17 protein-coding genes and 1 pseudogene are annotated in these 23,771 nt (G+C 67.1%); 10 read left to right on the top strand and 8 right to left on the bottom strand.

Annotation, left to right across the window (positions count from 1 at the left end):
- Nucleotides 1–11 precede the first annotated feature (11 nt).
- From IPK85_21240 to IPK85_21220, 5 genes are all read right to left on the bottom strand, one after another.
- Nucleotides 12–803, bottom strand: a complete 792-nt coding sequence (locus IPK85_21240) for an ABC transporter ATP-binding protein (protein MBK8249891.1) — start codon at nt 801–803, stop codon at nt 12–14.
- Entirely contained in the window at nt 800–2,356 is a 1,557-nt protein-coding gene (locus tag IPK85_21235; GenBank protein ID MBK8249890.1) for a hypothetical protein, read from the bottom strand. Before IPK85_21235 ends, IPK85_21240 begins: the two co-directional genes overlap by 4 nt.
- Before the next feature lie 254 nt (nt 2,357–2,610).
- Nucleotides 2,611–3,015 carry a hypothetical protein gene (locus IPK85_21230; protein ID MBK8249889.1) on the bottom strand — a complete coding sequence of 135 codons (405 nt, stop codon included), beginning with the start codon at nt 3,013–3,015 and terminating at the stop codon, nt 2,611–2,613.
- Between the two features lie 814 nt (nt 3,016–3,829).
- Nucleotides 3,830–4,063, bottom strand: coding sequence for an addiction module protein (locus IPK85_21225; GenBank protein MBK8249888.1), 234 nt, complete (start codon nt 4,061–4,063; stop codon nt 3,830–3,832).
- A 227-nt stretch (nt 4,064–4,290) separates the two neighbouring features.
- On the bottom strand, nt 4,291–4,758 hold the full coding sequence (locus tag IPK85_21220; GenBank protein MBK8249887.1) for a hypothetical protein: 468 nt from the start codon (nt 4,756–4,758) through the stop codon (nt 4,291–4,293).
- Nucleotides 4,759–4,948: 190 nt separating this feature from the next.
- Between IPK85_21220 and IPK85_21215 the strand changes: the two genes are divergently transcribed.
- Together IPK85_21215 and IPK85_21210 are read left to right on the top strand one after the other, a co-directional pair.
- Complete coding sequence (locus IPK85_21215) at nt 4,949–7,558, top strand: hypothetical protein (protein MBK8249886.1); 2,610 nt, start codon at nt 4,949–4,951, stop codon at nt 7,556–7,558.
- On the top strand, nt 7,558–8,769 hold the full coding sequence (locus IPK85_21210; protein MBK8249885.1) for a hypothetical protein: 1,212 nt from the start codon (nt 7,558–7,560) through the stop codon (nt 8,767–8,769). Before IPK85_21215 ends, IPK85_21210 begins: the two co-directional genes overlap by 1 nt.
- Before the next feature lie 257 nt (nt 8,770–9,026).
- Here the strand turns inward: IPK85_21210 and IPK85_21205 are convergent, their stop codons facing one another.
- Nucleotides 9,027–9,329 (bottom strand): hypothetical protein, encoded by a 303-nt coding sequence (locus IPK85_21205; GenBank protein ID MBK8249884.1) that lies wholly within the window; start codon nt 9,327–9,329, stop codon nt 9,027–9,029.
- 180 nt (nt 9,330–9,509) lie between these two features.
- On the opposite strand from IPK85_21205, the gene IPK85_21200 reads away from it, so the two are divergent.
- The 4 genes from IPK85_21200 (at nt 9,510) to IPK85_21185 (ending at nt 16,233) form a co-directional block, all read left to right on the top strand.
- On the top strand, nt 9,510–10,346 hold the full coding sequence (locus IPK85_21200; protein MBK8249883.1) for an N-acyl homoserine lactonase family protein: 837 nt from the start codon (nt 9,510–9,512) through the stop codon (nt 10,344–10,346).
- A 2,000-nt stretch (nt 10,347–12,346) separates the two neighbouring features.
- Nucleotides 12,347–13,051 (top strand): thioredoxin domain-containing protein, encoded by a 705-nt coding sequence (locus tag IPK85_21195; GenBank protein ID MBK8249882.1) that lies wholly within the window; start codon nt 12,347–12,349, stop codon nt 13,049–13,051.
- Nucleotides 13,048–14,130, top strand: coding sequence for a hypothetical protein (locus IPK85_21190; protein MBK8249881.1), 1,083 nt, complete (start codon nt 13,048–13,050; stop codon nt 14,128–14,130). Before IPK85_21195 ends, IPK85_21190 begins: the two co-directional genes overlap by 4 nt.
- Before the next feature lie 378 nt (nt 14,131–14,508).
- Nucleotides 14,509–16,233: a DUF885 domain-containing protein gene (locus IPK85_21185; GenBank protein ID MBK8249880.1), complete on the top strand. Its 1,725-nt coding sequence runs from the start codon at nt 14,509–14,511 to the stop codon at nt 16,231–16,233.
- Nucleotides 16,234–16,235: 2 nt separating this feature from the next.
- On the opposite strand, the gene IPK85_21180 is transcribed toward IPK85_21185, so the two are convergent.
- Together IPK85_21180 and IPK85_21175 are read right to left on the bottom strand one after the other, a co-directional pair.
- The gene (locus IPK85_21180; GenBank protein MBK8249879.1) at nt 16,236–16,496 is read right to left on the bottom strand and encodes a hypothetical protein; all 261 of its coding nucleotides are present in this window, start codon (nt 16,494–16,496) and stop codon (nt 16,236–16,238) included.
- Nucleotides 16,481–17,908: a hypothetical protein gene (locus IPK85_21175; GenBank protein ID MBK8249878.1), complete on the bottom strand. Its 1,428-nt coding sequence runs from the start codon at nt 17,906–17,908 to the stop codon at nt 16,481–16,483. The genes IPK85_21180 and IPK85_21175 overlap by 16 nt, the downstream gene beginning before the upstream one ends.
- Nucleotides 17,909–18,012: 104 nt before the next feature.
- Between IPK85_21175 and IPK85_21170 the strand changes: the two are divergent.
- From IPK85_21170 to IPK85_21155, 4 genes and pseudogenes are all read left to right on the top strand, one after another.
- A pseudogene (locus IPK85_21170) lies at nt 18,013–20,111 on the top strand (acyl-CoA dehydrogenase C-terminal domain-containing protein).
- Nucleotides 20,112–20,247: 136 nt separating this feature from the next.
- Nucleotides 20,248–20,523 (top strand): hypothetical protein, encoded by a 276-nt coding sequence (locus IPK85_21165; GenBank protein ID MBK8249877.1) that lies wholly within the window; start codon nt 20,248–20,250, stop codon nt 20,521–20,523.
- Between the two features lie 251 nt (nt 20,524–20,774).
- The gene (locus IPK85_21160; protein ID MBK8249876.1) at nt 20,775–20,990 is read left to right on the top strand and encodes a hypothetical protein; all 216 of its coding nucleotides are present in this window, start codon (nt 20,775–20,777) and stop codon (nt 20,988–20,990) included.
- 622 nt (nt 20,991–21,612) lie between these two features.
- Nucleotides 21,613–21,897: a hypothetical protein gene (locus tag IPK85_21155; protein ID MBK8249875.1), complete on the top strand. Its 285-nt coding sequence runs from the start codon at nt 21,613–21,615 to the stop codon at nt 21,895–21,897.
- Nucleotides 21,898–23,771 lie beyond the last annotated feature (1,874 nt).

Here is a 23,771-nt window from a genome sequence, read left to right as displayed (position 1 = left end):
CCATCACGCCGTCACACGTCCCCAATCAGCGCGGCGTACGCGCCATCCAGCGTCGCCTCGCCGGCCGGTGCGTGGGCCGCGATGAGCCCGGGGACCGTCCCTTCCGCCAGCACCCGCCCCCGGTCGATCAACACCACGCGATCACAAAGCTCGGCAACGGTCGCCAGCAGGTGCGAACTCAACAGCACGCCCACCCCACCATCGCGCTGTGCGCCGAGTGCCCGCGTCAGGCGGCGCACCACCAGCGGATCGAGCGACTCGAACGGCTCGTCCAGGACGAGGAGCGACGGCGTCGGGAGCAGCGCGCAGGCGAGCGACAGGCGCTTGGCCATCCCCGTCGAGTACCCACCGACGCGACGGTCGCGCACTTCCTCCAGCTCAACGAGCGTCAGCAGCTCGGCGACCCGCCGTGCCGCCACCTCGCCCTCCAAGCCGTGCTGGTCCGCCACGACGGCGAGTGTCTCCGCAGCGCTCAGGTAGGCAAACAGCGCAGGATCCGACAACAAAAAGCCGGCGTGTCGCATGACCTCCGCAGGTTCAGTCGCCGGGTCGCGCCCCACGACGCGCACCATTCCACCGGTCGGCGCGAGCAGCCCCGCGGCAGTGCGGATCAGCGTGCTTTTCCCGGCGCCGTTGCGACCGACGAGGCCCACGATCTCGCCCGGGTGCACGGCGAGGCTGACATCCGCGAGCGCGGGTTTGTCCGCATCCATCACGTCCGATGCGGCGACGTACCGCACCGTGAGCCCCTCGCACGCGAGCAGCGGAGGAACCGCCCGGCCTGACGTCCGTTGGCCCGTCATGGCCGAGCCTCCACACGCACGGTGATCCTCGGCGCTGCCACGCGCTGCGACGCTCCCCTGAGCGCGACATGCGTCCCACCCGCCACTCCCGCGGCCAGCAGCGTGGCGACGAGCCAGGAGACCTGACTCGCTGCCGTGCCTAACGCGTCCGGTCCCACCAGCAGGGTGCGCACCGTCGACTGACTGAGCGCAAAGAGCGCCATCGCAAGCAACGCCACGCCGGCCCACACCGCGAGTAACCCAAGGGCCAGATGTGCGGGTCCTGTAGGTCCCGTCGTCGCCCGCGTTCCCAGGTCGCGCAGCCCCTGGACGAACCGCTGCGGGTAACGACGCGCCCACCACCAGCTGGCTCGGCCGAACCACGGGACCAGCGTGGCCCCGTAGAGCAACATGGCGGGCGCACCGAACGCGCCGCCGGCGGGATCGCCAGCGGTCATCGGACTGGGGAGCGCCATCCCGACGCACGCGCCCAGCATGGCGGCCAACGCCGTCGCGACGCCCCACACCGTGAGGCGTCGGTCGCGCAGGTGGGCGAGCGACTCGGGCTGGAGCCGATGGCGCACCATTCCCGCCAACGGCACGTCGGCGCCGAGGGCGTTCGCGGCGAGGATGATCATCGGCGCCGCGGCCACGAGGGCGAGTCCGGGGACGCGTCCGTAGGTGGCCGCGCAGGCGAACACGGCGACGAACGCGAGCGCGACCCGCGGGCCAATGTGACGCGTGAGCAACGCCATCTCATGTGCCACGCGCGGCCGGACGACCCGCAGGCACGATGCGCCAACGTTCAGCTGGAGGCCGCGCCGCGGCACCGCCGCGCTGGCCGGCCGCCTGCGAGCCTCTCCGGCTGCTGGCTGCCCTGGCGCCGGTCGCGATCGGAGGACCACGACGCCGAGTGTCAGGCTCGCGGCGACCATCGCCAACGCCATGGACCACGCAGCTAAGCCATCGCCACGAGGCAGCAAGGCCGGGCGCCAGGTTAACGTCGCGCCGCCAGTCGCCAGCGGTGCTGCGGCGCGCAGTGACCAGAGGCACCAACCGCCGACTGCAGCTATTGCTGCCGCCAGCACTCGTGGGAGGATGGCGCGCGGGCGATGCCACTGCGCGTCGAGCACCGCACTGGCGAAGAACGCGATGACGCCCCATCCGACGAGCGCGAGCACAGCCGCAGACGACGCCACACGATGTGCCGCCAAGCCGCCGACGATGGGCAGGAGCGCCGCGAGCGGCAGCCGCAGGGGCGCGCTGGCAATGACACGTGCGCGGCCGAGCACGTGAGGCGCGACCGGCAACAGCGCGAGCCGTGTGCTGCGGAGCGGGTTGTCGCCGACGAGCGCCACCGGCAGTACGACGGCCCAGGTCAGCGCCGCAACGAGCCAGATATCCAGTCCATGCGGCGTGTCCACCCGTCGCGCGCCGTCCATCAGGAGGACCACGACGGCACTCGCCGCGAGGAGCTGCGCGGAGTTCTCGAGCGCCGTCCTGCGCACCGCCACCCCCGCGAGCCGCACGAGGGCGCGAATCCGGTCAACGTCAGTCTCAGATGGAGGCGCCATGCCGGGGGTGTGCGTACGGGGTACTGCGAATTGTGGAGCGCGCGAGTCGCGCTGGAGAGCGTGTGCGGGATGGTCGAAGAGTGGCATCCGGTGCCGAGCGTGCGCAATGACGGCGTCGAGTGGCCCACGCCGGTGTCAACGTAGACGCCGTGGAGCCCGACCTGCCGTTGGACGTCACGACCGGCGAAGCGACCGCCCCCTTCAGGCGACGGGGATGCTGCTTGTCGTTTGCTCCCGCGCCAGCGCATCCGAGATTACGGGCCGGTGCCTCTCGGTACCAGGAGGGCGCCCAGGAGGGCGAGGCCCCCCAACAGCGATGACACGCCGATGAGGGGGAGTTGACGTGCGATCTGCGGAACCACCCATCGGGCGAAGCGCTGATGGAGGCGCCAAGGGATAACGGCGAGGGCGATCGACGTTCCGATCAAGGCCAGGCCGAAGGCGCCGAACAAGCGCTCGAAGTGCATGTGCGGCGCGCGGACGACGAGAGCGACACCAGCAACGATACGCAGGGCCAGCTCGATGGCATGGGCCTGGAGAGTCTGCGCGAACTGACCCAGAGACTGCGCGGTGCGTCTCGGGCGCGCGAGTGCCCCCACGCCGAGGACGAGCAGGTAGGCCGCGGACAGGAGGACCGCGAGGAACGCGAAGCTTTGCATTGGTCGGATTTCAGAGCGCCAAGAGTGCCGATTACGAACCGTTCGGCCATGGTTGGATGCGCAACAACATTCTCTCTAATGTCGCAGACCTCCACCTCGCTGTCTGCAGCCTTCATTGTCCCGCCGCCGCGCACCTCTCGCGGCGCGTCGAGCGCCACCTGCACGACGTCGCCTCGCTTTATCGCGCCGGCCACGTCCACGCCCTCGCGTCGAAGTGCGTCGCGGTGCCTGGATCCAGCAGCGCGTCATCGCCGGCGTCGTGCATCGTCTTTGCCGCGGCCGCCCATCCCGCGCGCGGTGCGAGGGTGCTGCCCGACGCGGAGACCGACACTTCGGCCAGCCGGAGCAGGGTCGCGCGCCGCAGCGCGGGGATCCGCGGGATCGATCTCGAAGCGCAACGGGCCCATGCTCTCCTGTGGGAATGCCACCTAACGACCCGCGCTCATATGCGGGCCATGTGAGCCAATGCCGGTCCGCCCGGGCCGACTCTCTCCGGCCCGTCAACCTGCAGCCACCTGTTAGGCATCAAGCCCGTCGGCGCCAGCGCCGCGGATGTCGCCGACCGTGAATGACCGCGAGCACTTCAATCCGGCCCGAGCGCTCGGCGAAATACACCTTGTACGGAAATCGCCGCACCAGAACGCGTCGGAGATCGCGGTAGACCAGCGGGTACCGCTCCGGCCCTCGTTGGATCGCCGCAAAGGCCACATCCCCGCCCACATGAATTCGTGCCCCAGTCCCGGAAGTTGGTCCTCGTACCACAGAAAGGCCTCGCCCAGGTCCTCCTCGGCGAGTGGGCGGACTACCAGCTCGATCACCGACTCATCCGATCAATGATCCTTGCGCGGACGACGTCCCACGCCTCCCCTCGTCCAGGATTGGCCTCCATCTCCGCGCGCCGCCGTTCCAGTTCAGCCAGCTCCGCCTCGCTCAGTGGGAGCGTCGCGGCATCCGCGTCCTCCGCAATGCTGTCCCAGATGTCCTCCACCAATTGGAGGCGCTCCGCAATCGTGAGACGGCGGTAGTCAAAGGCGGCGTCGGCGCTCATGTACAGGAAGCTGGCCAGAATCGCCTGTCCTCGGCAAGCCCCGCTGGGCGGGCGCCAGGCGCTGGGGGAGTCGAGCGCCCCTCCAGCCCAGGGGGGCTCCGAGCCCGCGTCGCGCCCCGGCTCCACATGGCGCCCCGCCAAGGGCGCCCGGCCGACTTAGAGTGGATGCTGCTTGATGCCTAACGACCCGCCGGTGCGCGGCGCCTCCCGAGCAACCGCCCTCGGAATCAGAACGGCAGCAAGGGCCGGTTCCACGGGATGAACCCGAGCACCGAGGCCACCGCGATCCCCCACCATATAGTTGCGGCCTGAAAGCGCGCCGAGTCGGTCGTGGCCTTCTTGACCTTGGCCAGCCCGATGTGCGCGAGGGCGATGGAGACGAGCATCATGACGACGTGCTCGACCATGAAGTAGCGAACGCCGGAGGTCCGCATCGCCGTCCCCATGTCGGCCATCCCCTGCCGGATCAGCGGACTCACTCCATATAGAACGAGCCCGAGCACGAACTGGATCGAAATCGCGTTCACGAACAGCCGACCGACGTTCAGGTCCGCCTCGGCCCAGACCGCGCGGCTCATCCACCCCCGCCAGACGCGGAAGACGGCCCACACGCCGGCAAGGACGACAAGCCACCGAAAGGCGTTGTGCGAGGTGAGGATGATCGAGTAGAGCATGGCGCGGGCGTGGAGGTTCATGGGAAGCTACGTGACTTGGACGGCAGACGGCAGACGGCAGACGGGAGATGGCGGGCGGCGGACGGCGGGCCGCGACTCACGGCCTGCGCCCATCCCCTGGCAGGCCCCAGCGCCATGCCCTCCCGCTCCAGCCACCAGCCGCCAGCGCTGATCCGGCCTATCTTCTCCCGCCAGCCCCTGCCCTCCTCCCATGCCACGTCGCCACCTCCTCGCCGTCTTCGCCTTCGCGCCCGCCATCCTCGGCGCCCAGCACTCCTTCTCCGAGGCCGGACGCACCTACGACCCGGCCGTCCCCACCCCACGCGCTGTGCTGGGGTACAACGTCGGCGACCGCTTCACCTCGCACCGGGCCCTCACCCGCTACATCGAGCGCGTTGCGGCCACCTCGCGCCGCGTGAAGGTCGACACCGTCGCCCGCTCGTTCGAGGGGCGGGAGATGTTCCTTCTCACGATCACCTCCGAGGCGAATCACGCCCGCCTCGCGGAATTGCAGCGTGACGCCCAACGCATCGGTGACCCGCGAGGTGCCTCCAACGGCGACCTCGACGCTGCGGCCCGCCGATTGCCCGCAGTCGTGTGGCTCGCGCACTCGGTCCACGGCGGTGAGGCTTCCGGCGTGGAAGCCGGGCTCGCGTTGCTCTACCAGCTCGCTGCAGGGACCGACGCCGAGACGCGGATGGCCCTCGACAGCACAATCGTCCTCATCGATCCCAACCAGAACCCCGACGGTCGCGAGCGGCACACGCACGACATCGAACGCACCTGGAGCGCGCAGTCGCTGCCGAGCGAGGGCGGCGCGCTGAACAACGCCGGCTCATGGCCGGGGGCGCGCACGAGCCACTACTCGTTCGACCTCAATCGCGACTGGTTCATTATGTCGCATCCCGAATCGCGCGGGCGCGTCGCCACCTTCCTCAGGTGGTGGCCGCATGTCGCCGTCGACCTGCATGAACAGGGATCGAGCGCGACCTTCTACTTTGCCCCGCCGCGTGAGCCGGACAACAAGAACAACCCGAAGCACCTCTTCAAGTGGTTCGACATCTTCGCGGCCGCGCATGGCGCCGAGTTCGACAAGCATGGCTGGTCGTACTTTCGGCGTGAGGGATATGACTCGTTCTATCCGGGGTATGGCGAAGGATGGCCGATGTTGACCGGTTCGATCGGGATGCTCTTCGAGTCGGCGTCGTCGTCCGGCGGTGGTGTGCGACGCAACGACGGCACCCTGCGCACGCTCAGGCAGGCGGCATGGGAGCACTACAGTGCCGAATGGGCCACGGTCCGCACCTCGGCCCGCCGCCGCACAGAACTTGTAGGGGACTACGCCAAGTCACGACGTGACGCGATCTCCATCCATCCGGCAAGGCCGCTGCGAGCCATCGTCATGGAGCGCGATGGGCAGGGCCGCGCGGACTCGCTTGCCCTCAAGCTGAAGGCCAACGGGATCGACGTGTCGCAGCTTACCGCTGATGCCGACCTCAAGGACGCGACGCTGTTTGGTGACAAGGCACCGGCAGCATCCACGCGGGTGCCGGTGGGGAGCTACGTCGTCGACCTCGCCCAACCGCAGGGCCACCTGGCCAAGGCGATCCTCGAGCCCGACGCCGAGCTGGACTCCGCTTTCATTCGCACCGAGTTGGAGCTGCGGAGGCAGGGCCAGGGGAACCGCTTCTATGACATCACCGCCTGGTCCTGGCCGCTGGCCCATCGCGTGCGTGCCTGGCACACGCGCTCCGTGCCGGGGAACCTGCGCCCCGTTGGCGAGTTGCCCCGTGCCGCCATGTCCCGTGCGACGCGCGCGCAGTACGCGTATGCGTTCGAGCCGGGGAGCGAAGCGTCGAATCGACTCCTGGCATCATTGCTCAAGGACAGCGTGCGCGTCTGGCATGCGCCGCGCAGCTTCGCGTCGGGTGGGCGCCGCTTCCCGAAGGGTGCGTTCATCGTGCGGGTCGCCATGAACGATTCCTCAGTGCATGACGTGGTCGCGGAGGAGGCCACCCTCGCCGGCGCCACCGTTTACCCGATCGCGTCGGCCGGCGTGGACGAAGGGACCGACCTCGGCTCCAACTCCGTGCGCTTCATCCGGGTCCCGAAGGTGGCGCTGCTCTCCGGACCACCCGTGAGCGGCAACTCGTGGGGCTTCAGCTGGTTTGCCATGGACCAGCGCATCGGGTATCCGACGACCCTGGTGGACGCGAACATGGTCGCCGGCGGGCTCGAAGGATTCAACGTGCTCATCATGCCGGCCGTCCAGGGCGGCGCGCTCGATCGCGCGTTAGGCGACAACGGCAAGGCCGCGCTGGCGACCTGGGTGCGGAACGGTGGGGTATTGATCACCCTCGACGCCGCGACCGGATGGCTGGCGCAAGAGAATACGCGCCTCGTGCGCACTCGTGTTCGGCGTGACAGCACGCGCGCGGACAGCACGGGTGGCGCGCCGCTGCCAGCTGGCCTCCCCGGTATCATCGCACGCGCCACGGTGGACACGCTGTCGCCGCTCCTCGCCGGTGTGTACGAGACCGAGATCCCGGTCTACGCCAACTCCGATCGCATTCTCACAGTACCGAAGGACCTCACAGCCGGGGAAGCGGTGATCCGCTTCGCGCCGAAGGAGCGTGTTCGGTTGGCCGGCTACTTCTGGCCGGAGATGCCGGAGCGCGTCGCGTTGTCGCCGTGGCTCTGGACGGAGCGGGTCGGACGTGGCCGCGTGATCGCCTTTGCCCACGACCCGAACTTCCGTGACCTCTTCCGCGGACTGCTGCCGATCTTCGGGAACGCAGTGCTGCTCGGCGGGACGTACTAGTGACCACACGCTTCCTCCCCCTGCTCGGTGCGCTGATCGCGGCGTGCACGCCGCCGGAAGCGTCGACCCCGGCCGCCTCACCGCAGTACCTGTACCTCTGGACCGCCTCGGCAGACACCACGCAGCCGGATTTCCTCGCCGTCCTTGACGTCACCGAGGACTCCACGCGTTACGGCCGTTTAGTCACGACCCTTCCCGTTCCGGGCCGCGCCAACGTCCCGCACCACACGGAGCACGAACTCCCCGCGGACCGCCACCTGTTTGCCAACGGCTTCGCCACGGGCCAGTCGTTCATCTTCGACCTCACCACGCCGGACAAGCCGCAACTCGTCAACCAGTTCGGCGACGTCCAGGGGTATGGCCACCCGCACTCGTACCTGCGACTCCCCAACGGGAACGTGCTGGCGACCTTCCAGATGCAACACGCCGGCGGCTCGACTGCGCCTGGAGGCCTCGTCGAGCTCACTCCCGCCGGACAGTTCGTGCGCGCCTCCTCGGCCAACACACCGGGTGTTGATCCGCAATTGCGGGTGTACAGCGCGGGTATCGTCGCGCCGCTCGATCGCGTCGTGACGACCACCACCGACATGAACGGGGACACCAAGGCATCGCGCCAGGTGCAGGTGTGGCGTCTCTCGGATCTCTCGCTGCAGCACTCGATCCCGCTGCCCGCGGGCCCGGCCGGCGAAGAGATGCTGAGCGCCGAACCCCGGGTACTCGGCGACGGCCGCACCGTACTGGTCTCGACCTTCAATTGCGGGCTCTATCTTATGGAAGGGCTGGAGAGCGCGACCCCGTCGGCGCGACTCGTCGCATCGTTCCCCAAGAAGACGGGCGAGTACTGCGCCATCCCCGTGGTGGCGGGTCGCTTCTACCTCGTCACCGTCCCGGCATGGAGCGCCGTCGTCAGCCTCGATATCTCCAACCCCGCCGCACCGCGCGAGGTGAGCCGGATGGCGCTCGGCGCCGACGAGGTGCCGCACTGGATCTCGCTGTCACCCGACAAGCGCCGTCTCGTCGTGACCGGCTACGCCGGGATGCAGCACCGGGTCGTGCTCGCCCAGGTCGACACTGCAACGGGCCGCATCACGCTGGACGAGCGCTTCCGTGAGGAAGGCGCTGCGACCCCGGGCTTCCGGATGGACGGAAAGACGTGGCCGCACGGTGGTCAGGCAGCTGGCATCCCGCATGGAGCGGTGTTCAGCCGGTAACGCGCAAGCGCGTGCGCGATGAGACGGAGGGATCACCCCCGGCCTGTCGGACGTCGGGGGTCACTCCGGAGCCGCTCCACGCACTGCCGCGGTGTGAGGATCGCAAAGTCGAGTCGAGCGCGGCCAATGGGGAAATGCCTGACGTTGCCCGTGATGATGGCGTCGGCGCAGCCCCCCAGCGCCTCAGCCGGCGGGCTGGCGCCCGAGAGCATCCCTGACACCAGGACGTTAGTGTCTACCACGACGCGCACCAGTGTTCAGCGCTCCCGCTTGCGTCGTGCCTTTCGGACGGCGGCGACCTCCTCGATCACTTCCGTCATCGACAGCTCGTCCGCACCGGCGACCCTCGCCGCAGCCTGCAGCCTCGCGAGCGCCAGGAGTGCACGCCCCCGATTCCAGGCGTCCATGGCCGTTTCGAGGTCACCATCGATCACAGGGATCAACAGGGCCTTGGGCTCGCCTTCGGCGACCAGCGAAAGCGCCTCACCCTCGGCCAGGCGTTCGAACACCCGGCCGGGGGTGTTGCGCAGTTCACGATATGTGACGGTCTCTCTGGCCATGGTAGCGGGAATGGCTACAATCAGGCTACACACCGCGGGGGAGCATGTCAATTCCGCCGGGGCTGCGGTCCGAGCAGGAACGATGTTGAGCGCCGGCAGGCGCTCGCCGCGGCCGCCGCGGCGATATGCGTGAAGCGCCGGTGACTGGCGCGTGCGGTCCCCGGTGGCATCTTCCTCCGCATGCGATCCCCTGCCCTCTCCTGCCTCCTCGTCCTCGCGGGCTGTGCGACGGCCACGCGCACCGCAGCGCCACAGTACGAGGCCTTCGCGGTGAAGTTCGGGGCGCTCGCCAACTTTCGCGTGCGCGGCCTTATCGCCGGGGCTGATTCCGCGCGACGCATCGACGCGACCTTGATGGTCTGGCCGCTACGAGCCGCGAACGGCGACATCATCATGGTCGACGCCGGGTTCACGCGCGAGAAGTTCCTCACCCAATGGAAGCCGGTCGACTACGTCACGCCCGATAGTGCACTGCGTCGGGCCGGCTTCGACCCCGCACGAGTGACCGACATCATCATCTCGCACATCCATTGGGATCATGCCGACGGGGTCGAGCGCTTTCCCAATGCACGCATCTGGCTCCAACGCGAGGAGTTTGACTACTACGTCGGCCCCAACGGCGAGGCAAAGGCTCCGGCGATCGATCAAGAGGTCGCGGCGATGTATCGTCGGCTCTTCGCCGCGGGGCGCATTCGCTTCGCGACTGGCGACTCCGCCGAGATCCGGCCGGGGATCCGCGTGCACACCGGGGGCAAGCACACCTGGGCGTCGCAGTTTGTCTCCGTGCGGACCTCACGTGGCACAGTCGTGATCGCGTCAGACAACGCCTACCTGTACGAGAACCTCGACCAGTCGCGCCCGATCGCGCAGACCCTCGACTCCCTCTCCAACCTCCGCGCGCAACGCACCATGCGGGCGCTCGCCACCTCACCCGCACTCGTCATCCCGGGCCACGACCCGGCCGTGATGACGCGCTTTCCAGCCTCCGGGAGCGGCGCCGTCGCCCTCCGTCCATGAACAACGGTGGATGAGGCCGTCAACATGTTACCCGCACGTAGCGCTCTGGTGAGCGTGACGTGCGCCCCACTTGCCTGATCGAGCCACTGGCTGCAGCTTGGTAGTCAGGCGATGGACGGGCGCGCCGGAGCGCGGGGGAGGGGTGATGATGAATGAGAGAGAGAGAGAGAGAGAGAGAGAGTCACTGTGCGCGGGTGAAGCCGGAGGGAGGCCCGGCTGTGTTCGTAAGGAGGCGGCCGGCCTCGGACCTCCCTGCGACTGCGGCGAATGCCTGATTCCGGCGCTTGTCTCCGAGCGCACGATGCGGTGGCTCTGCTCGGCGGAGCGTCACGAGCACGCCTCTGCGAGGGCATCGAGATCGCCTGCCTCCTTCCGCGTCGTCGCTTCGCTGACTGAGCTCGTCGCATGGCGCGTCGCACATAGCTGCCCTGCAGTTGTCGAGCTCGCCGTCTGTCGCTCGGCAGAGTGCCTGATGGAGGCTCGGAAGCTCGATATGGTTGGGACACGCCCTATCGTGCTCTTGGCTCGCGTGGACGTCGATGACATGCGGACCTTGTTGACCTTTGCCAGACTCCGCAACAGCCACCTCTTCTTGCTTGGCCTCGATTCACCTGAAGGGGTGGACACCCTGCTTACTCCGGGTGAGCAGACACTCGGACCGTCGGAGATTGCGGAGATTCGCTTGCCTGGGGGTACACGCCAAGCCCTACTGCGCGCCCTTAGCGATCCGACGCGGTGGACCGTTAAGCGTCTCGCGGCTGCTGCTGGCGTGAGTCGCCGCCAGCTCGAACGCCAGCTTCGGCGTGCAGGCCTCGCCGCCCCTGGACGCGTCCTACACGGCCGCTAACCGTCTCGGTGCTGGCAGCATGCTTCCCCTACCCAACCATGTCGCAATACGTCGCACACTCGGCCTTGCGGCCACTATCAATGCGGCCTATCAGTGGGGCACTCCATCGCGCCCACTGTGCGCGAACGGGGAGTCGCAATCCCTGTAACCACCAACCGTTGAGGTGCGGCGATGCGCAGTCTCTTCTCTCTGGTCTCACTGAGTGCAGTCCTCGGCTTGAGCAGTGTGAGCCCGTCCACCATAGGCGCCACTGTTCTGGACGGCTGCGGCGTGCCGAACTGCGGCATTCTGATCTGCCCCGACGATCCCGCTTCGCAGTGCCGTGCCGTTGGGTGCTCCGGAGGGTTCTGCATGAACAGCGATGCGAATCTGTGTGGTGGCGGCCCCAATTTGACCTGCTGGCCGTAAGCTGGCTCAACGAGACCTTCACATTGGGAGCCCTTATGCGTGGTCGAACCGCAATTCACACTATTGCGTGCATCGCAATTGTCCTGCTGTCGACGCCGACGCAAGGTTCCGCAGGCGAACGCACATTCGATAGCTGTGGTCACAACTGTGGTATCCTCACGTGTCCGGATAGCCCTGGCGCGTGGTGTGCCGCGATGGGTTGCTTTGGGTCGGCGGTGTGTTCCGAGGCAATCAGCTTTTGCGACTTTCAGCCCGGCATCGGCTGCACTCCGTAGATCAGCACTGAGTTTGTGGGCCACTGATGACGTCGACTTCAACGGAGATGAGACTATGAGGCACATGGCGCTGCGCAGCCTGGCTGTGCTCGGGTTCCTGGTGCTCGGAGCGTTCGACACCAACGGCAGCCGCGAAATCCAGAGCTGCGGTATGAACTGCGGAATCCTTGAGTGCCCGGAGTCACCTTGGTCCTGGTGCGCGTCGATGGGTTGCCGAGGCACGGCAATCTGTGCCGGACATTGGGTGAATTGTGGAGGTGACGCGGGCATCCTGTGCTCAGAAGAATGACCGAAGGGACCCAGATGGCAGCGCGACCGACTCCAGGGAAATTCTTCCCGGAGGAGCGCGAACCGAAACCGGCAGTAGATCCTGACCGGAACAAGCTAGGCCCTTAAGGACTCAGGTCTGACCTCTGAGCGCGGGCCATTCGGCTTCGTGAACAGAGTGTCCACACACAGGGAGATGGAGAATGGACGTCGAGCGCCGGAGGCTTTTGGACACGATCGTCTCACTTGTCCTCGCTTGTTGCGCAGTCATCGTCACCGGCGGGTTTGTGTGGCGAAACTTCGGCAGCGGGGGACCTGCCGCCTCGAGCACGCGCGAATTGCGAGCGGTTCGACGCATCGACAACTGGCAGGCCCTCGTGGGCAGTGGCAGGCTCATCAAGGGGTCGACCACCGCACCGGTCACGATCCTCGAGTTTGCAGACTTCGAGTGCCCTGCATGCCGTTCCTTCTTCCAGGAACTATCCGGTGGCCCGGGGGGTACGGCCCCAGACGTTGGAGTCGTGTTCCAGCACTTCCCTCTCAATTACCATCGGTTCGCCATTCCGGCGGCTCGGGCAAGCGAGTGTGCTCATGAGCAGGGTCGATTCACTGAAATGCACGACGCGATCTTTCGGTCACAAGACTCACTAGGACTGAAGACTTGGGAGAGCTACGCCATGGACGCTCAGGTGGCGGGGATGGACGAGTTCAGGAATTGCGTGTCCCGGAGTGGTTCCCTGCCCGCTGTCGACAGTGGCCTTCAGCGGGGTCATGAAGTCCCTGTGGAGGGCACGCCGACGGTGATCCTAAATGGGTGGCTGGTGAACCGGCCGCCGCGAGCCGCGGAGCTAGCCGCGTTGATCGAAGAGGTGAGGCAAGGCAGGCGGATAGAGGAGATTCTGCGGTGAAGGCGCGCCTGGGGCTGTTCGCCGTGTTCGCTGCGTCGGGCGTTCTGACGGGACAGGTAGCTGCAGTCCGCGATTTGCGCTGTGCCGGGCCATGCCCGCCGCTGCAAACCTCAACGAGCGCCGTCGACTTTCCGGACCGCTTTCCGTTGCTCGGCATTCCCCAGGTCGTGGCCTCCGGGACATCAGGGACGTTCCATGTTATCCAACAGAAGAACGCGCTTGAGGAGGGGCCACCGCTGACGTTTGCGAGCTCCGGCCGGTTCCTCGGCGCCCTGGGTGGAAGGGGGCGAGGCCCTGGCGAGAGTGAACATCCGCAGGATATCGCAACCAACTCAGCGGACACCACATTCCTCGTCGAGGGCGCACGCGTGACGGCGTTCGATGGCCGCCACAAACCACTGTGGACGAAGATGTTGACAAAGTGGATCGAGCGGCCGACGTCACTCACCTATCTCTCGGCGGGAGAGTTCGCCGCCATTGGCACCGGGCCGGTGCCGGCCGACAGTCCACGCCCCATTGAGACGATCAGCCTGGAGTCAGCCGCTAGACGGCCGCTGATAACCCCATCCCGGCTACCAGAGAGCATCGGGCGCCTGCGCCTGCTCTCCCCGGCTCGAAGTCGACCTGGTTCTGTGTGGGTAGCGCAATGGGGGTTGGTAAACAGCACCGGCTACCTGCTTTACCGCGCAGGCCCTGCGGTCAACGACACAGTGCTCCTCCGTGACCCACCGTGGTGGCGTCGGATCGACATGTCGCCGGCTGTACCAGGTTCCGGCCCACCGATCAGTACCCGCTTGGTGGCAATTCGCGAGGTCGCGCCCGGAATCCTGGGCATCCTCATGGGGCAGCCGGTCGACAGCTTGGCGAGACGTCCGATTGCTGCTCGCACCGGTGGCGGTTGGTGGAATCGATATGAAACGCTGCTCGAGCTTGTCGACGTCGCCCGAGCTACCAAGATCGGTGAGGTGCGAAGCCGGGGCTTTCCACGCGGATTCGCGTCAGACTCCGCCATCGTGGCGTATTCGGAAGTGGATGATGAGCCGGCATTGGAGATAGTCCGTTACCGCATCCCGAAGTAGCGATCGTGGCGTATTCGGAAGTGGATGATGAGCCGGCATTGGAGATAGTCCGTTACCGCATCCCGAAGTAGCGTCGGTCACACGTTCAGCCACAGTCCCGGGGACATTGTGTGGCGCGGCCGGACGGACCAATGAACGGCCTCCGCGAGAGCTGCCGTCGCCTCGTCGGGACTCAAAGCGACGAGGACGGCACCGCTGGCGATGGCCTGCTTCCCGCCCCACAATCCCCCGGCAACGCGCGAATGTATCTGAGCAGCTGCCGACGTCGGTACTGGCGTGTGGCGGACCCTCGCGCATCTTGTTGCCGTGGCCGGCTCCGGAACCATCGGCCGCATAGACTACCTCCTGCGCCATCGCGGCTCGCCCGAGACCCAAGCTATGATCGCATTTCTTGTCGCCGCTGCGGCGCTGCTCACCCCAGTTGATTCCACACCCAGCGCGAAGACCCTCGCCCGCCTCCTGGCCGAACAGGAGCAACGCATGAAGTCCGAGGGCCAGGGACTCCTCGGCGGCGGTGAGGCACGAATGCCCGACCTCTCCACCGCGCGCGTCGCGCGCAACGCCGAGCGTGCGCGGACAATCGTCAACACCCTCGACGCGCTGGTCCCGAAGGAGCTCACGGCGGACGAGTGGCTCACTTCACGCATCCTGCGGTTCGAGCACGTCGCGGCAATAGAGGAAGGGCGCTACCACCACATCTCGTTCGCCTTCATCACCCCGTACCAGTCGCCGCTCTCCGCGCTCTCGGGCACTTTCGCACAACTCCCGCTGACCTCGCAGCGTGACGCCGATCGCTACCTCGCGATGATCGACTCGGTGGCGATCCTGGCCGATACGATCCGCGGGAAGCTGGAGGAACGGCGCGCGCGAAAGGTGCTCCTCCCGAAGGACGAGATCCGGCTGGTGGTTCCTTTCGTGCGTGGCTTCGGGCCAGTGGCGGCACAGAGCCCGTTCCTGCCGTCGAACGAGCGCCTCGCGCGCCTCCCCGAGTCGGTGCGGGCGTCGTTCGCCACCGCGTTAGGCACCCGGCTCGACACCAGGGTTCGTCCCGCCTTCGAACGGCTCGCGGCGTACCTGGAAGGGCCCTACCTCGCCGAAGCACCCACGGCCGTTGGCCTGGGCCAGTACCCCGATGGCCCGTCGTACTACCGCGCCCTGGTGCGTCGGTCGACCACCATGGACGTGACCCCCGAGCAGGTGCACGCGATCGGCCTGGCCGAAGTTGCCCGCATCGACAGCGCGATGGCCGCGATCCGCGCTGAACTCGGCTTCACCGGAACCCGCGAAGCATTCCACGCCCAACTCGGGAAGGATCCGCGCTTCTTCGCCAAGGTGCCCGAGGAATTCGGGGCGAAGCTGATGTACCACGACGCGCGCATCCGGCCGCGCATCGCCGAGTTGTTCGCTCGCGTGCCCCGCGCCCAGGGTGACGTGGCCCGACTCGACCCACGGCTCGAAGCCTCGATGACCTTTGGCTACTACCAGGTCCCGACGCCCGCAGACACGATGGGACACTACATGTACAATGGGTCCAACCTGCCCGAGCGCAGCATGCTCGGTGCGGCGTCACTGGTGTTCCACGAGCTCGTTCCCGGCCATCATTTCCAGATCGCCACCCAACGCGAGTCGACGACACTCCCCTACTTCCGCCAACGGACGACACACACCGCGTTCACCGAGGGATGGGGTGAATACGCCGCGTCGCTTGCCGGGGAGCTGGGGATGTATTCGGACCCATATGACCGGTACGGCCGACTCGCCATGGACATGTTCCTCTCCTGCCGACTCGTTGTCGACACGGGGATGAATGCGCTGGGCTGGTCGCGCGAACGGGCCATCGCCTACCTGAAGGAACGCACGCTGCAGAGCGACCTGCAGATCGACACCGAGACCCTGCGTTACTCGGTCGACCTCCCGGGGCAGGCACTGGCGTACAAGATGGGAAGCCGCGAGCTGCTCCGCCTGCGCGAGGACGCGCGCAAGCGATTGGGTACGCGCTTCGACATCAAGCGATGGCATGCGTTTGTCCTCGATGGCGGGTCCATGCCGATGACCCTCCTGCGGCAACGCACCGACGCCTGGATCGCCGCCGGCGGCATGTAGCCCTACCGCGACAGCCCCCGCAGCTCCTGCACGATGCCGTTGGGGCTCACCGGGCGCCCCAGGAAGTCCGACAGCACATCGCGCGGCGCCCGGCCGCGCCCGTGGCGATAGAGGGCGTCCGAGACCCGCGGGTACCAACGACGCGGTGCCGGCGTCATGGGGCCGACGACCTCGACCAGGCGCGCCCGCACGTCGGCGGCCACCATGGCACCGAGTGCGTAGTTCATCATGTACCCGGGGCCCTCGATCAACTGGCCGCGCATCGCCCACCACGACCATTCGGGATGTGGCGCGATGTGCAGGTATCGCTCCGTGATCTCCGTCCACTCGACGTTGGGGTCGCGCGTCGGATCCGCGTGCATCCGGAGTTCGAACAGGGCCAGGCCACGTCGAGCATGACCGAGCCGAACTTCTCCCGCAGGTTGTCGGCGCGTGATGCCGAATCGCCCAGCGTGGCCAGCTGCCACCGACCTTCATATGCCTCGAGCGCAGGGACATCGGCCAATCCCTCGGTGAACGGATCTCCGTCGGGCCAGTTCGCAAACGCGGGTCGCGTCGCGATCGCCGCGATGTGAATCGCATGTCCGGTCTCGTGCAGCAGTTCCACCAGGTTGCCAAACCCACCATCACGATACGTGGCGAAGACCCAGGGCTCCGCGCCCACCGGGCCGTTGGGACCGCGACGCGGTACCCCGCCGAACTGCGTGAAGGCCACGGGCGTCTTGCCGTCGCGCGGCTCGAGGTCGTAGTGGATGCCTAACGTGCGGGGTGCCGCCCACAGGCTCACATAGAATGCCTCGTTGAGCCGCTCGAGGTCGCGCCGCGTGACGCGGGAGCCAAGACGTCGGCTCACCGCCCCGTTCTGGTGATACCAGTCCCAGGGCTCGACGAGGGTGTCCGGGGCCGCCATTCGCCACGCGTCCAATAGTTCCAGCAGCGTCGGTTCCACGCGGCCAGGATTCATACCTAACGACGCCGCGGCCGCATCAATGGGCGAGCCGTCGCGCCGCCACCGGTCGGCCGACAGTGGGAGGAGCACGCGCCACGGGCTGTCCGGCGTGTTCCGGCCGTTCACCGCCTCCCAGACCGGCTGCAATCCAATGAAGAGGGCACGACGGCGCGCCGGCTGCTCCTCCGTCGCGAGCCGCGCGAGGACGCCGAGTCGATCGAGGGTGTCACCCCCGACTACCACCCGTGCCGCGGCCGCCGAATAGCAGGCGTAGATCCGGTCCGTGAGCCGGTCTCGACCAGCCGCACCCAGGGCCTTGGCGTCGTAGCGGCAGCTGGTGTCAGCACTCCCCTGACCGTCGGCCCCGTCCGTCGTGACCTCGCGCGAGGTGAGTTCGCTCCGCATGACGTCCAGCGCCCGCCGGTCCTCACCGCGCAGCGACGAGGCGTCGACTTCGTCCAGGCGTTCCCGTGCGCGCTCCGCCAGCACCTGCGCGGCCGCGCGCAGTTCCTCGAGCGCGACCCCGCCCGGACTGCGGCCCGTACCCAGCGCCTCCGCGACACAGACCTGGAAGTAGAGGTCGGTCGCGTCCCGATACAGCGCCTCGGCCATGGCCAACTTCTCCGAGGGAGGCGCTTCGGTCGGGGGTTGGATGTACTGGACGCAGGCCGTCATCCAGCCAGCGAGAACCAGCGCACCTGCCCGGGCGTATATCTGGGAGGCCATCCTCGTCTACTCCGAGGCTGTCGCACTGGGCCACAGCCGGTATCGTTAGTGTAGCTCTACCTTCGAAACGCGCGAACGTTGTTTCACCCTAGCCGTTGACGCCCGTGCCCGCCTACCGCGCCCCGTCCACCGACTATCGCTTCCTGCTCACCGAGCTGTTCGACACCTCGCGACTGGCGACCTTCGCCGGCTACGAGGAGGCGACCACCCGGACCTGCTCGTGTCGGTCATCGACGAGGCGGGCAAGTTCGCGGGGGAAGTCCTGCAGCCGTTGAACATGACAGGCGACGCCGAGGGTGCACCTGGGAGAATGGGATCGTGCGGGCCCCGAAGGGGTTCAAGGACGCGTTCAAGGCGTACGCGGACGCCGGCTGGATCGGCCTGTCGTGCGACGCGGGCCATGGTGGACAGGGACTCCCGACCGTCGTCCGGGCCGCGGTCAACGAGATCGTCTGCGGGGCGAACCTCTCGTTTGCGATGTACCCCGGGCTCACCGCCGGCGCGTTCGAGACCATCGAGCGGCACGGCAATGACGAGTTGAAGCACCGCTACCTGCCGCGGCTGGTCACTGGTGAGTGGACGGGGACGATGTGCCTCACGGAAGCCCACGCGGGCACCGACCTCGGGATCATCCGGACGAAGGCGGTCCCGATGGACGACGGGTCATTCAGCGTCACCGGCCAGAAGATCTTCATCACGTCGGGCGAACACGACCTGTCGTCGAACATCATCCACCTATGGTCTGGCCAAACTCCCAGATGCACCTGCCGGCACCAAGGGGATCTCGATGTTCCTGGTCCCCAAGTTCCTCCCGAATGCCGACGGCTCGGTGGGCGCGCGCAATGGCGTCACCTGCGGGTCGATCGAGCACAAGATGGGGATCAAGGGATCAGCGACCTGTGTCCTGAACTTCGACCAGGCCCAAAGGCTGGCTGGTCGGGGGAGGCGCACAAGGATTGCGCGCGATGTTCACCATGATGAACGGCGCGCGACTGGATTGGGTCTCCAGGGGACTCGGCCTCGCCCACGCGAGTTATTGCGGCGCCGTGGATTATGCGCGCGAGCGCGTGCAGGCCGGGCCCTCTCCGGCGTGAAGAACCCGGACGGACCCGCTGACCCGATCATCGAGCATGCGGACATCCGCCGCGGACTGCTGCAGATGCGGTCGTTCATCGAGGGGCCCGCGCGCTGTCGGTGTTCTGTTCCGCTCGCCCTGGACGATGAGCTGAAGCACCCGGATCCGGCCGCCCGCGAAGCGCCGCCGGGCTGGTGGCACTGCTCACGCCGATCATCAAGGCGTACTTCACCGACTTGTTCGAGGCCACGAACACCGGGATGCAGACGCTGGCGGGCACGGCTATCCGGGAATACGGCATGGAGCAGTTTGTGCGCGATGCCCGCATCGGCCAGATCTACGAGGGGACCAATCACGTCCAGGCTGATGGACCTCGTCGGCCGTAAGCTCGGCCTGGGCGCGGCGCCCTGTTGCGCCGGTATGCCGGGCTGGTCGCCGAGGAGCAGGCGTTGAGCGCCGCCCATCCGTCGCTGGCCCTGTGGCGCGCCACGCTTGAGCAGGCGTCACAGCGCTTGATCGCCGCCACGCAGGCGTTGAACGAACGCGCAAAGGCCAACCCGGACGAGCTCAGCGCGGGGGCGTCAGTACCTGCGCCTGTTCGGGTATGTCGCGATGGCCCGTAACCGGCTGCGCACCGCACGAGTCTGCCTTGAGCGGAAGGCTGCGGGCGGGACGTTCGATGCCGCGTACTATGACACCAAGCTCGCGACCGCACGCTTCTGGTTCGAGCGGATGATGCCGTACACGGCGTCGTTGCTGGACTGCGTCGCGGCGGCGGTGCGTCGATCCTGGAGTTCCCGCGCGAGGGGTACTGGGCGCTGGACGGCAGACGGCAGACGGGCCCCGGCACACGCCGGGGCCTGTTTGCGTTCCGGGTCGCGGCGCGGGCCTTGCGAGGGCACCGCGGTGGCTGTATGGTTTAACCATTCAGTCAAACCATATGGCCAAGACCACTACGCGACGCCGGAAACCGGCGGCATCCCCGCGTCCGCCGCGCCAGCGCCCAGCCGCGCGGCGGACGCGATTACCGAGCGGCGCATCCTCGATGCCGCCCGACAGGTCTTCATCCGGCAAGGCACTGCCGGGGCCCGGCATGCAGGGGAGAGATCGCGGCCGAAGCCGGGGTGAAACTGGCTCTCCTTCAGTACTACTCCGCTCCAAAGGACGCCCTCGCCCTCGCGGTCTTTCGCGAAGCGGCGGGGTCGCTTCTTCCCGGTCCCGGCTCCGCATCCTCGGATCCGACCTGAGCCTTGTGGAGCGTAACATGCAGTGCGTGCACCACTACATCGACAAGCTGCGCGAGCACCCGTTCCTCCTGGGATATGTCCTCGCCGAGATCAACTTCCATCCTGAGCGCGTCGAGAGCCTCGTCGAACAGATGGGCGGCGCACAGGCGCGGAAGCGACGGCAGGCCGCCGTCGCACAACTGGACCGCGAGCCTCACACGCCGCCCGTGCCCGCGAGATCCGGACCCATGCGCGCCCAGCAGTTCATCGCGAACCTCGCCTCGCTCTGCGTCTTCCCTTCGCGGCACGCCTGATGCCGTTCCATATCCTCGGCATCGACGACTGGGAACGCTTCTCGACGCCCGGCGTCGCGAGCTCCGGAGCTTCATCCTCAACGCCCTGCGCCCAGACCCGCCCTCGCCTTCACCTGGCGACCTTGCCGCGCCGCGATGGCCCTCGCCTGCGCACCCGTCCTCTGCCTAATCGCAGGACACGGTGGTGCTCGCCGATCTGCAGGCAGCCGCCGTCGCGCGCGACCCGCGCGCGGCCCGGTACAGGGTCATCCGTGACCGGACCGCGCTCCGGCTGGGAGAACATCCGCAACGAGCGCTTCCGCTCACTCGGCCTTCAATGCGGAGCCCAGCATCAGTCCGACGTGACCAGCGTCCTGCTGCCGGGCGCTATCATGCCATTCGGCGATACCACGACGCCAACGTGGGGCTGCGCCTGCGCCTGTTCGGATCCGTCGCGCACGCCGCGTCGCGCCGTCGAGGAAGCGTAAGCCTCCGAGTAGGAAGCACGCGTCGGCGCTGTGACCTTCGCCCAGTGACTCGCCGTGACCGACCTCTTCTTTGCCCTTGTTTGCTGTGCGTGTTCGCTCTGGGAGCGCGTAGCGGCAGGTGGTGAAGCGGCCCCCACCGACCCCGACGCCCAGCTGCGCATCGTACGGGACGCGCGCCGCGGCCGGTACGGCCCTGCCCTAATTCTTAAAAAAAAAATAATAATAATAATAATAATAATAATAATAATATGGGAATAATAAAATAATAATAAAATTTTCTCGCCCAATTGCCACACCGCGCTGTTGGTGGTGTAACGGGATGCGCCGGCGGCAGTCGCTGACGAGCTCGGACGCCAACCGGAGGGCGGCGCTCGCCCTGCTTGTTGACCGTGACGGGTCGCCCGATCACCGGAGCCGCCATCCTTGCTCCACCGGACCCCCGGCGCACAGGCACGCCGTGCGCGGCGACTCGATCGACGCCATCCGGTAAACGGCCCGAATGCGCCGCGTTCGTACTTCCCCGACAAGCGACCCATACTTCGTGAGGACGCGTTGCGAGCGCAGGAGAAGCTTCGCCTCTCCGCCTTCACGCGTACTGGGATATGGACGCCCCGGGCTCAACATGCTTTCCCGCGCCTTCGACACCTACCGGCTGGCCGGCGATCCAACTCGAGCGGGCGCCGTTGATTGGGGAACGGCCCGCCGGGAGCGCGAGGCAATCGCCATCCAGCGTGACGTCATCGCCAGCGAAGAGCGTCTTCGCCGACCGGGTCCGCCGATCGATCCTGTGGACGTGGGGCCCCCTGGACCGGTTTCCGAGTGGTCGCCCGCCGACGATAACACCATCATTGAGTTGCGAGAGCGCGTGCTCCGGGAGACCTGTAACCGCCACGCCGAGGGGTGGTGACCGTCGCCGAACCCATCGATCGCGACACCGACCCGGCGAGGCACGCCTCGCACTCGCCACCCATCGCGTGGAGCTGACCAGGCCGCGCATGTTTCTCGACCCCACCACCGGCCTCGCAGGTTCGCTGATGTTATTCCAACTTCCTCCGCACCACGCGGCACTCGTGCTCCTGGCTCCGGGGCATGCCGCCAGCCAGAGCTGCCCGACGCCTACGGGAACTTCGAGGCCACCGAGGTCGTCGTGGCCTCCTGGATGAGCGGGCCTGTAACAGGGCTTCGCCGTGACTGAGGGAGTCGGGGATCGCGGCACGGTCGTCGCCGGTCATCGACACCACCGCCTTCGTCCTGTACCGCCAGCAACTGGCTGCACAGCGCAGCGCGGGTTCCTCTCGCGCCGGTGGCGGAACTGACCGAGGAGTTGCGCGTGCTCGATGTGCAGCGGGAGATCGCCGAGCGTGGCCGGCAACGCACCCAACGTCTTCGGTGCCCCAGCAGGCCGCCACGGCCCAGCAACCGGGATCTCCGGCAGAGCGCGACCATCGCACCCCCCTCGCCCAGATCGAGGTGTAAGTGACCGTGCGTCGCAGCGCAGCGTTGGCCTGTAATCGGACGCGGTGGAGGGCCCGGGGTGACTAGCGAAGGATCGCGCAACGCGCGCCACGGTGATCAACCCCGCTCACCGGAACGGTCCTCGCCACTACACGCGCGAAGGTGAAGTGGTCGGTGCGGGGCCAAACGTTGTACAAGGTGGCGGCGCTGGATACGCTCGACCTGGGCGCGTGGGTCTCAGGTGCTCAGCTGGCCTCGGTCACCCTCGCCCGCGGTATTGGACCCTTCGTCGGACCAGGGGCCGACTCTCTCATCGCCCTCCGCGGTACGGTCCAATGGACCGCGAGCCGCGGCGAAGTTCACGCCGACGCCGGTTCAGATGCGCGACGAACGCACCGACCTCGTCTACGCCATCAAGGTGCGCGTCGCGAAACCTAACGGGCCCCCTTTTCAAGATCGGGATGCCGGCCAGATATCCGTTTCGGATCCGTCACCGCGACGGAAGCAAAATGAGGCACGCCTGTCGCCAGGATCGTTCACCAGTATGCAGAAGGCTTCCGGGGGCGACGCGCGCTGATGGCGTCAGCCCCGGAGGAACCCGGGCGAGCTGTTCGGCCTCGTTGGGCCTGACGGCGGCAAGACGACCTCTTCCAGATCTCATCACTCCTCTCGCCTGACGCGGCTGGTGGCGACCGCGTCTCGGCCCCGATAAGGTCGAAGGATTTGGGGGATCTGTCTTTGGGGTAATATTCGGCCGCTTCCTGTACCCGACCTGAGCGGAGGAGAATCTCTGCAGTTCTTCGCCTCGGTCTTCGGGACAACTGCTCGAATGCGGTTAAGGAATTTATCAAGCCCTGATCGACAGATCGGGTTTTCATTCTGCATCATGCCGCTTATGCCTCTTCTCCGGTGGAATGAAGCAGAAGCTCGCCCCTCTCTGCGCCTCCCCATTCATCGCCCTCCCGACCCCTCCTTCTCCCCGGGACGAGCCGACCACCAAGTCGATGCCGTCTCTGCGTCGCGAAAGCGGGGTGAATCTGCCGCACGACCTCCAGCGCACTGGCCTGACGATCGGCGTTCCACCTTTACAGTATGGACGAAGGAGCGGTGCGACCGCATCGCCCTTCATCTGCAGAAGGGGCGCTCTGCTCCCGATCGATGTCCCGTCGCGGATCGGTGATCGCTTTCTCTTGTTGTACTGCGCGCGCACCCCTCGCCATGATCTCGTTGTGGGATTGCGTGCCTCTACCACGCCGCCGCATCCGTCCACAGCTGTTTGGCGGACACGGTGCACTACAACGACACGCGATTGGCCACCGAGCCAGC

This window comes from Gemmatimonadota bacterium (assembly GCA_016712265.1).
Lineage (GTDB): Bacteria > Gemmatimonadota > Gemmatimonadetes > Gemmatimonadales > Gemmatimonadaceae > RBC101.
This window is presented reverse-complemented; position numbering and strand designations above follow the sequence as displayed.

What these genes read in the sequence shown, in the direction of transcription:
- IPK85_21235 (MBK8249890.1), bottom strand. Translation starts at nt 2,356, where the DNA reads ATGGCGCCTCCATCTGAGACTGACGTTGACCGGATTCGCGCCCTCGTG.
- IPK85_21155 (MBK8249875.1), top strand. Translation starts at nt 21,613, where the DNA reads ATGCTTTCCCGCGCCTTCGACACCTACCGGCTGGCCGGCGATCCAACT.
- IPK85_21200 (MBK8249883.1), top strand. Translation starts at nt 9,510, where the DNA reads ATGCGATCCCCTGCCCTCTCCTGCCTCCTCGTCCTCGCGGGCTGTGCG.
- IPK85_21175 (MBK8249878.1), bottom strand. Translation starts at nt 17,908, where the DNA reads ATGGCCTCCCAGATATACGCCCGGGCAGGTGCGCTGGTTCTCGCTGGC.
- IPK85_21225 (MBK8249888.1), bottom strand. Translation starts at nt 4,063, where the DNA reads ATGAGCGCCGACGCCGCCTTTGACTACCGCCGTCTCACGATTGCGGAG.
- IPK85_21205 (MBK8249884.1), bottom strand. Translation starts at nt 9,329, where the DNA reads ATGGCCAGAGAGACCGTCACATATCGTGAACTGCGCAACACCCCCGGC.
- IPK85_21240 (MBK8249891.1), bottom strand. Translation starts at nt 803, where the DNA reads ATGACGGGCCAACGGACGTCAGGCCGGGCGGTTCCTCCGCTGCTCGCG.
- IPK85_21185 (MBK8249880.1), top strand. Translation starts at nt 14,509, where the DNA reads ATGATCGCATTTCTTGTCGCCGCTGCGGCGCTGCTCACCCCAGTTGAT.
- IPK85_21215 (MBK8249886.1), top strand. Translation starts at nt 4,949, where the DNA reads ATGCCACGTCGCCACCTCCTCGCCGTCTTCGCCTTCGCGCCCGCCATC.
- IPK85_21165 (MBK8249877.1), top strand. Translation starts at nt 20,248, where the DNA reads ATGCAGTGCGTGCACCACTACATCGACAAGCTGCGCGAGCACCCGTTC.
- IPK85_21180 (MBK8249879.1), bottom strand. Translation starts at nt 16,496, where the DNA reads ATGCGCGGCCAGTTGATCGAGGGCCCCGGGTACATGATGAACTACGCA.
- IPK85_21220 (MBK8249887.1), bottom strand. Translation starts at nt 4,758, where the DNA reads ATGAACCTCCACGCCCGCGCCATGCTCTACTCGATCATCCTCACCTCG.
- IPK85_21195 (MBK8249882.1), top strand. Translation starts at nt 12,347, where the DNA reads ATGGACGTCGAGCGCCGGAGGCTTTTGGACACGATCGTCTCACTTGTC.
- IPK85_21230 (MBK8249889.1), bottom strand. Translation starts at nt 3,015, where the DNA reads ATGCAAAGCTTCGCGTTCCTCGCGGTCCTCCTGTCCGCGGCCTACCTG.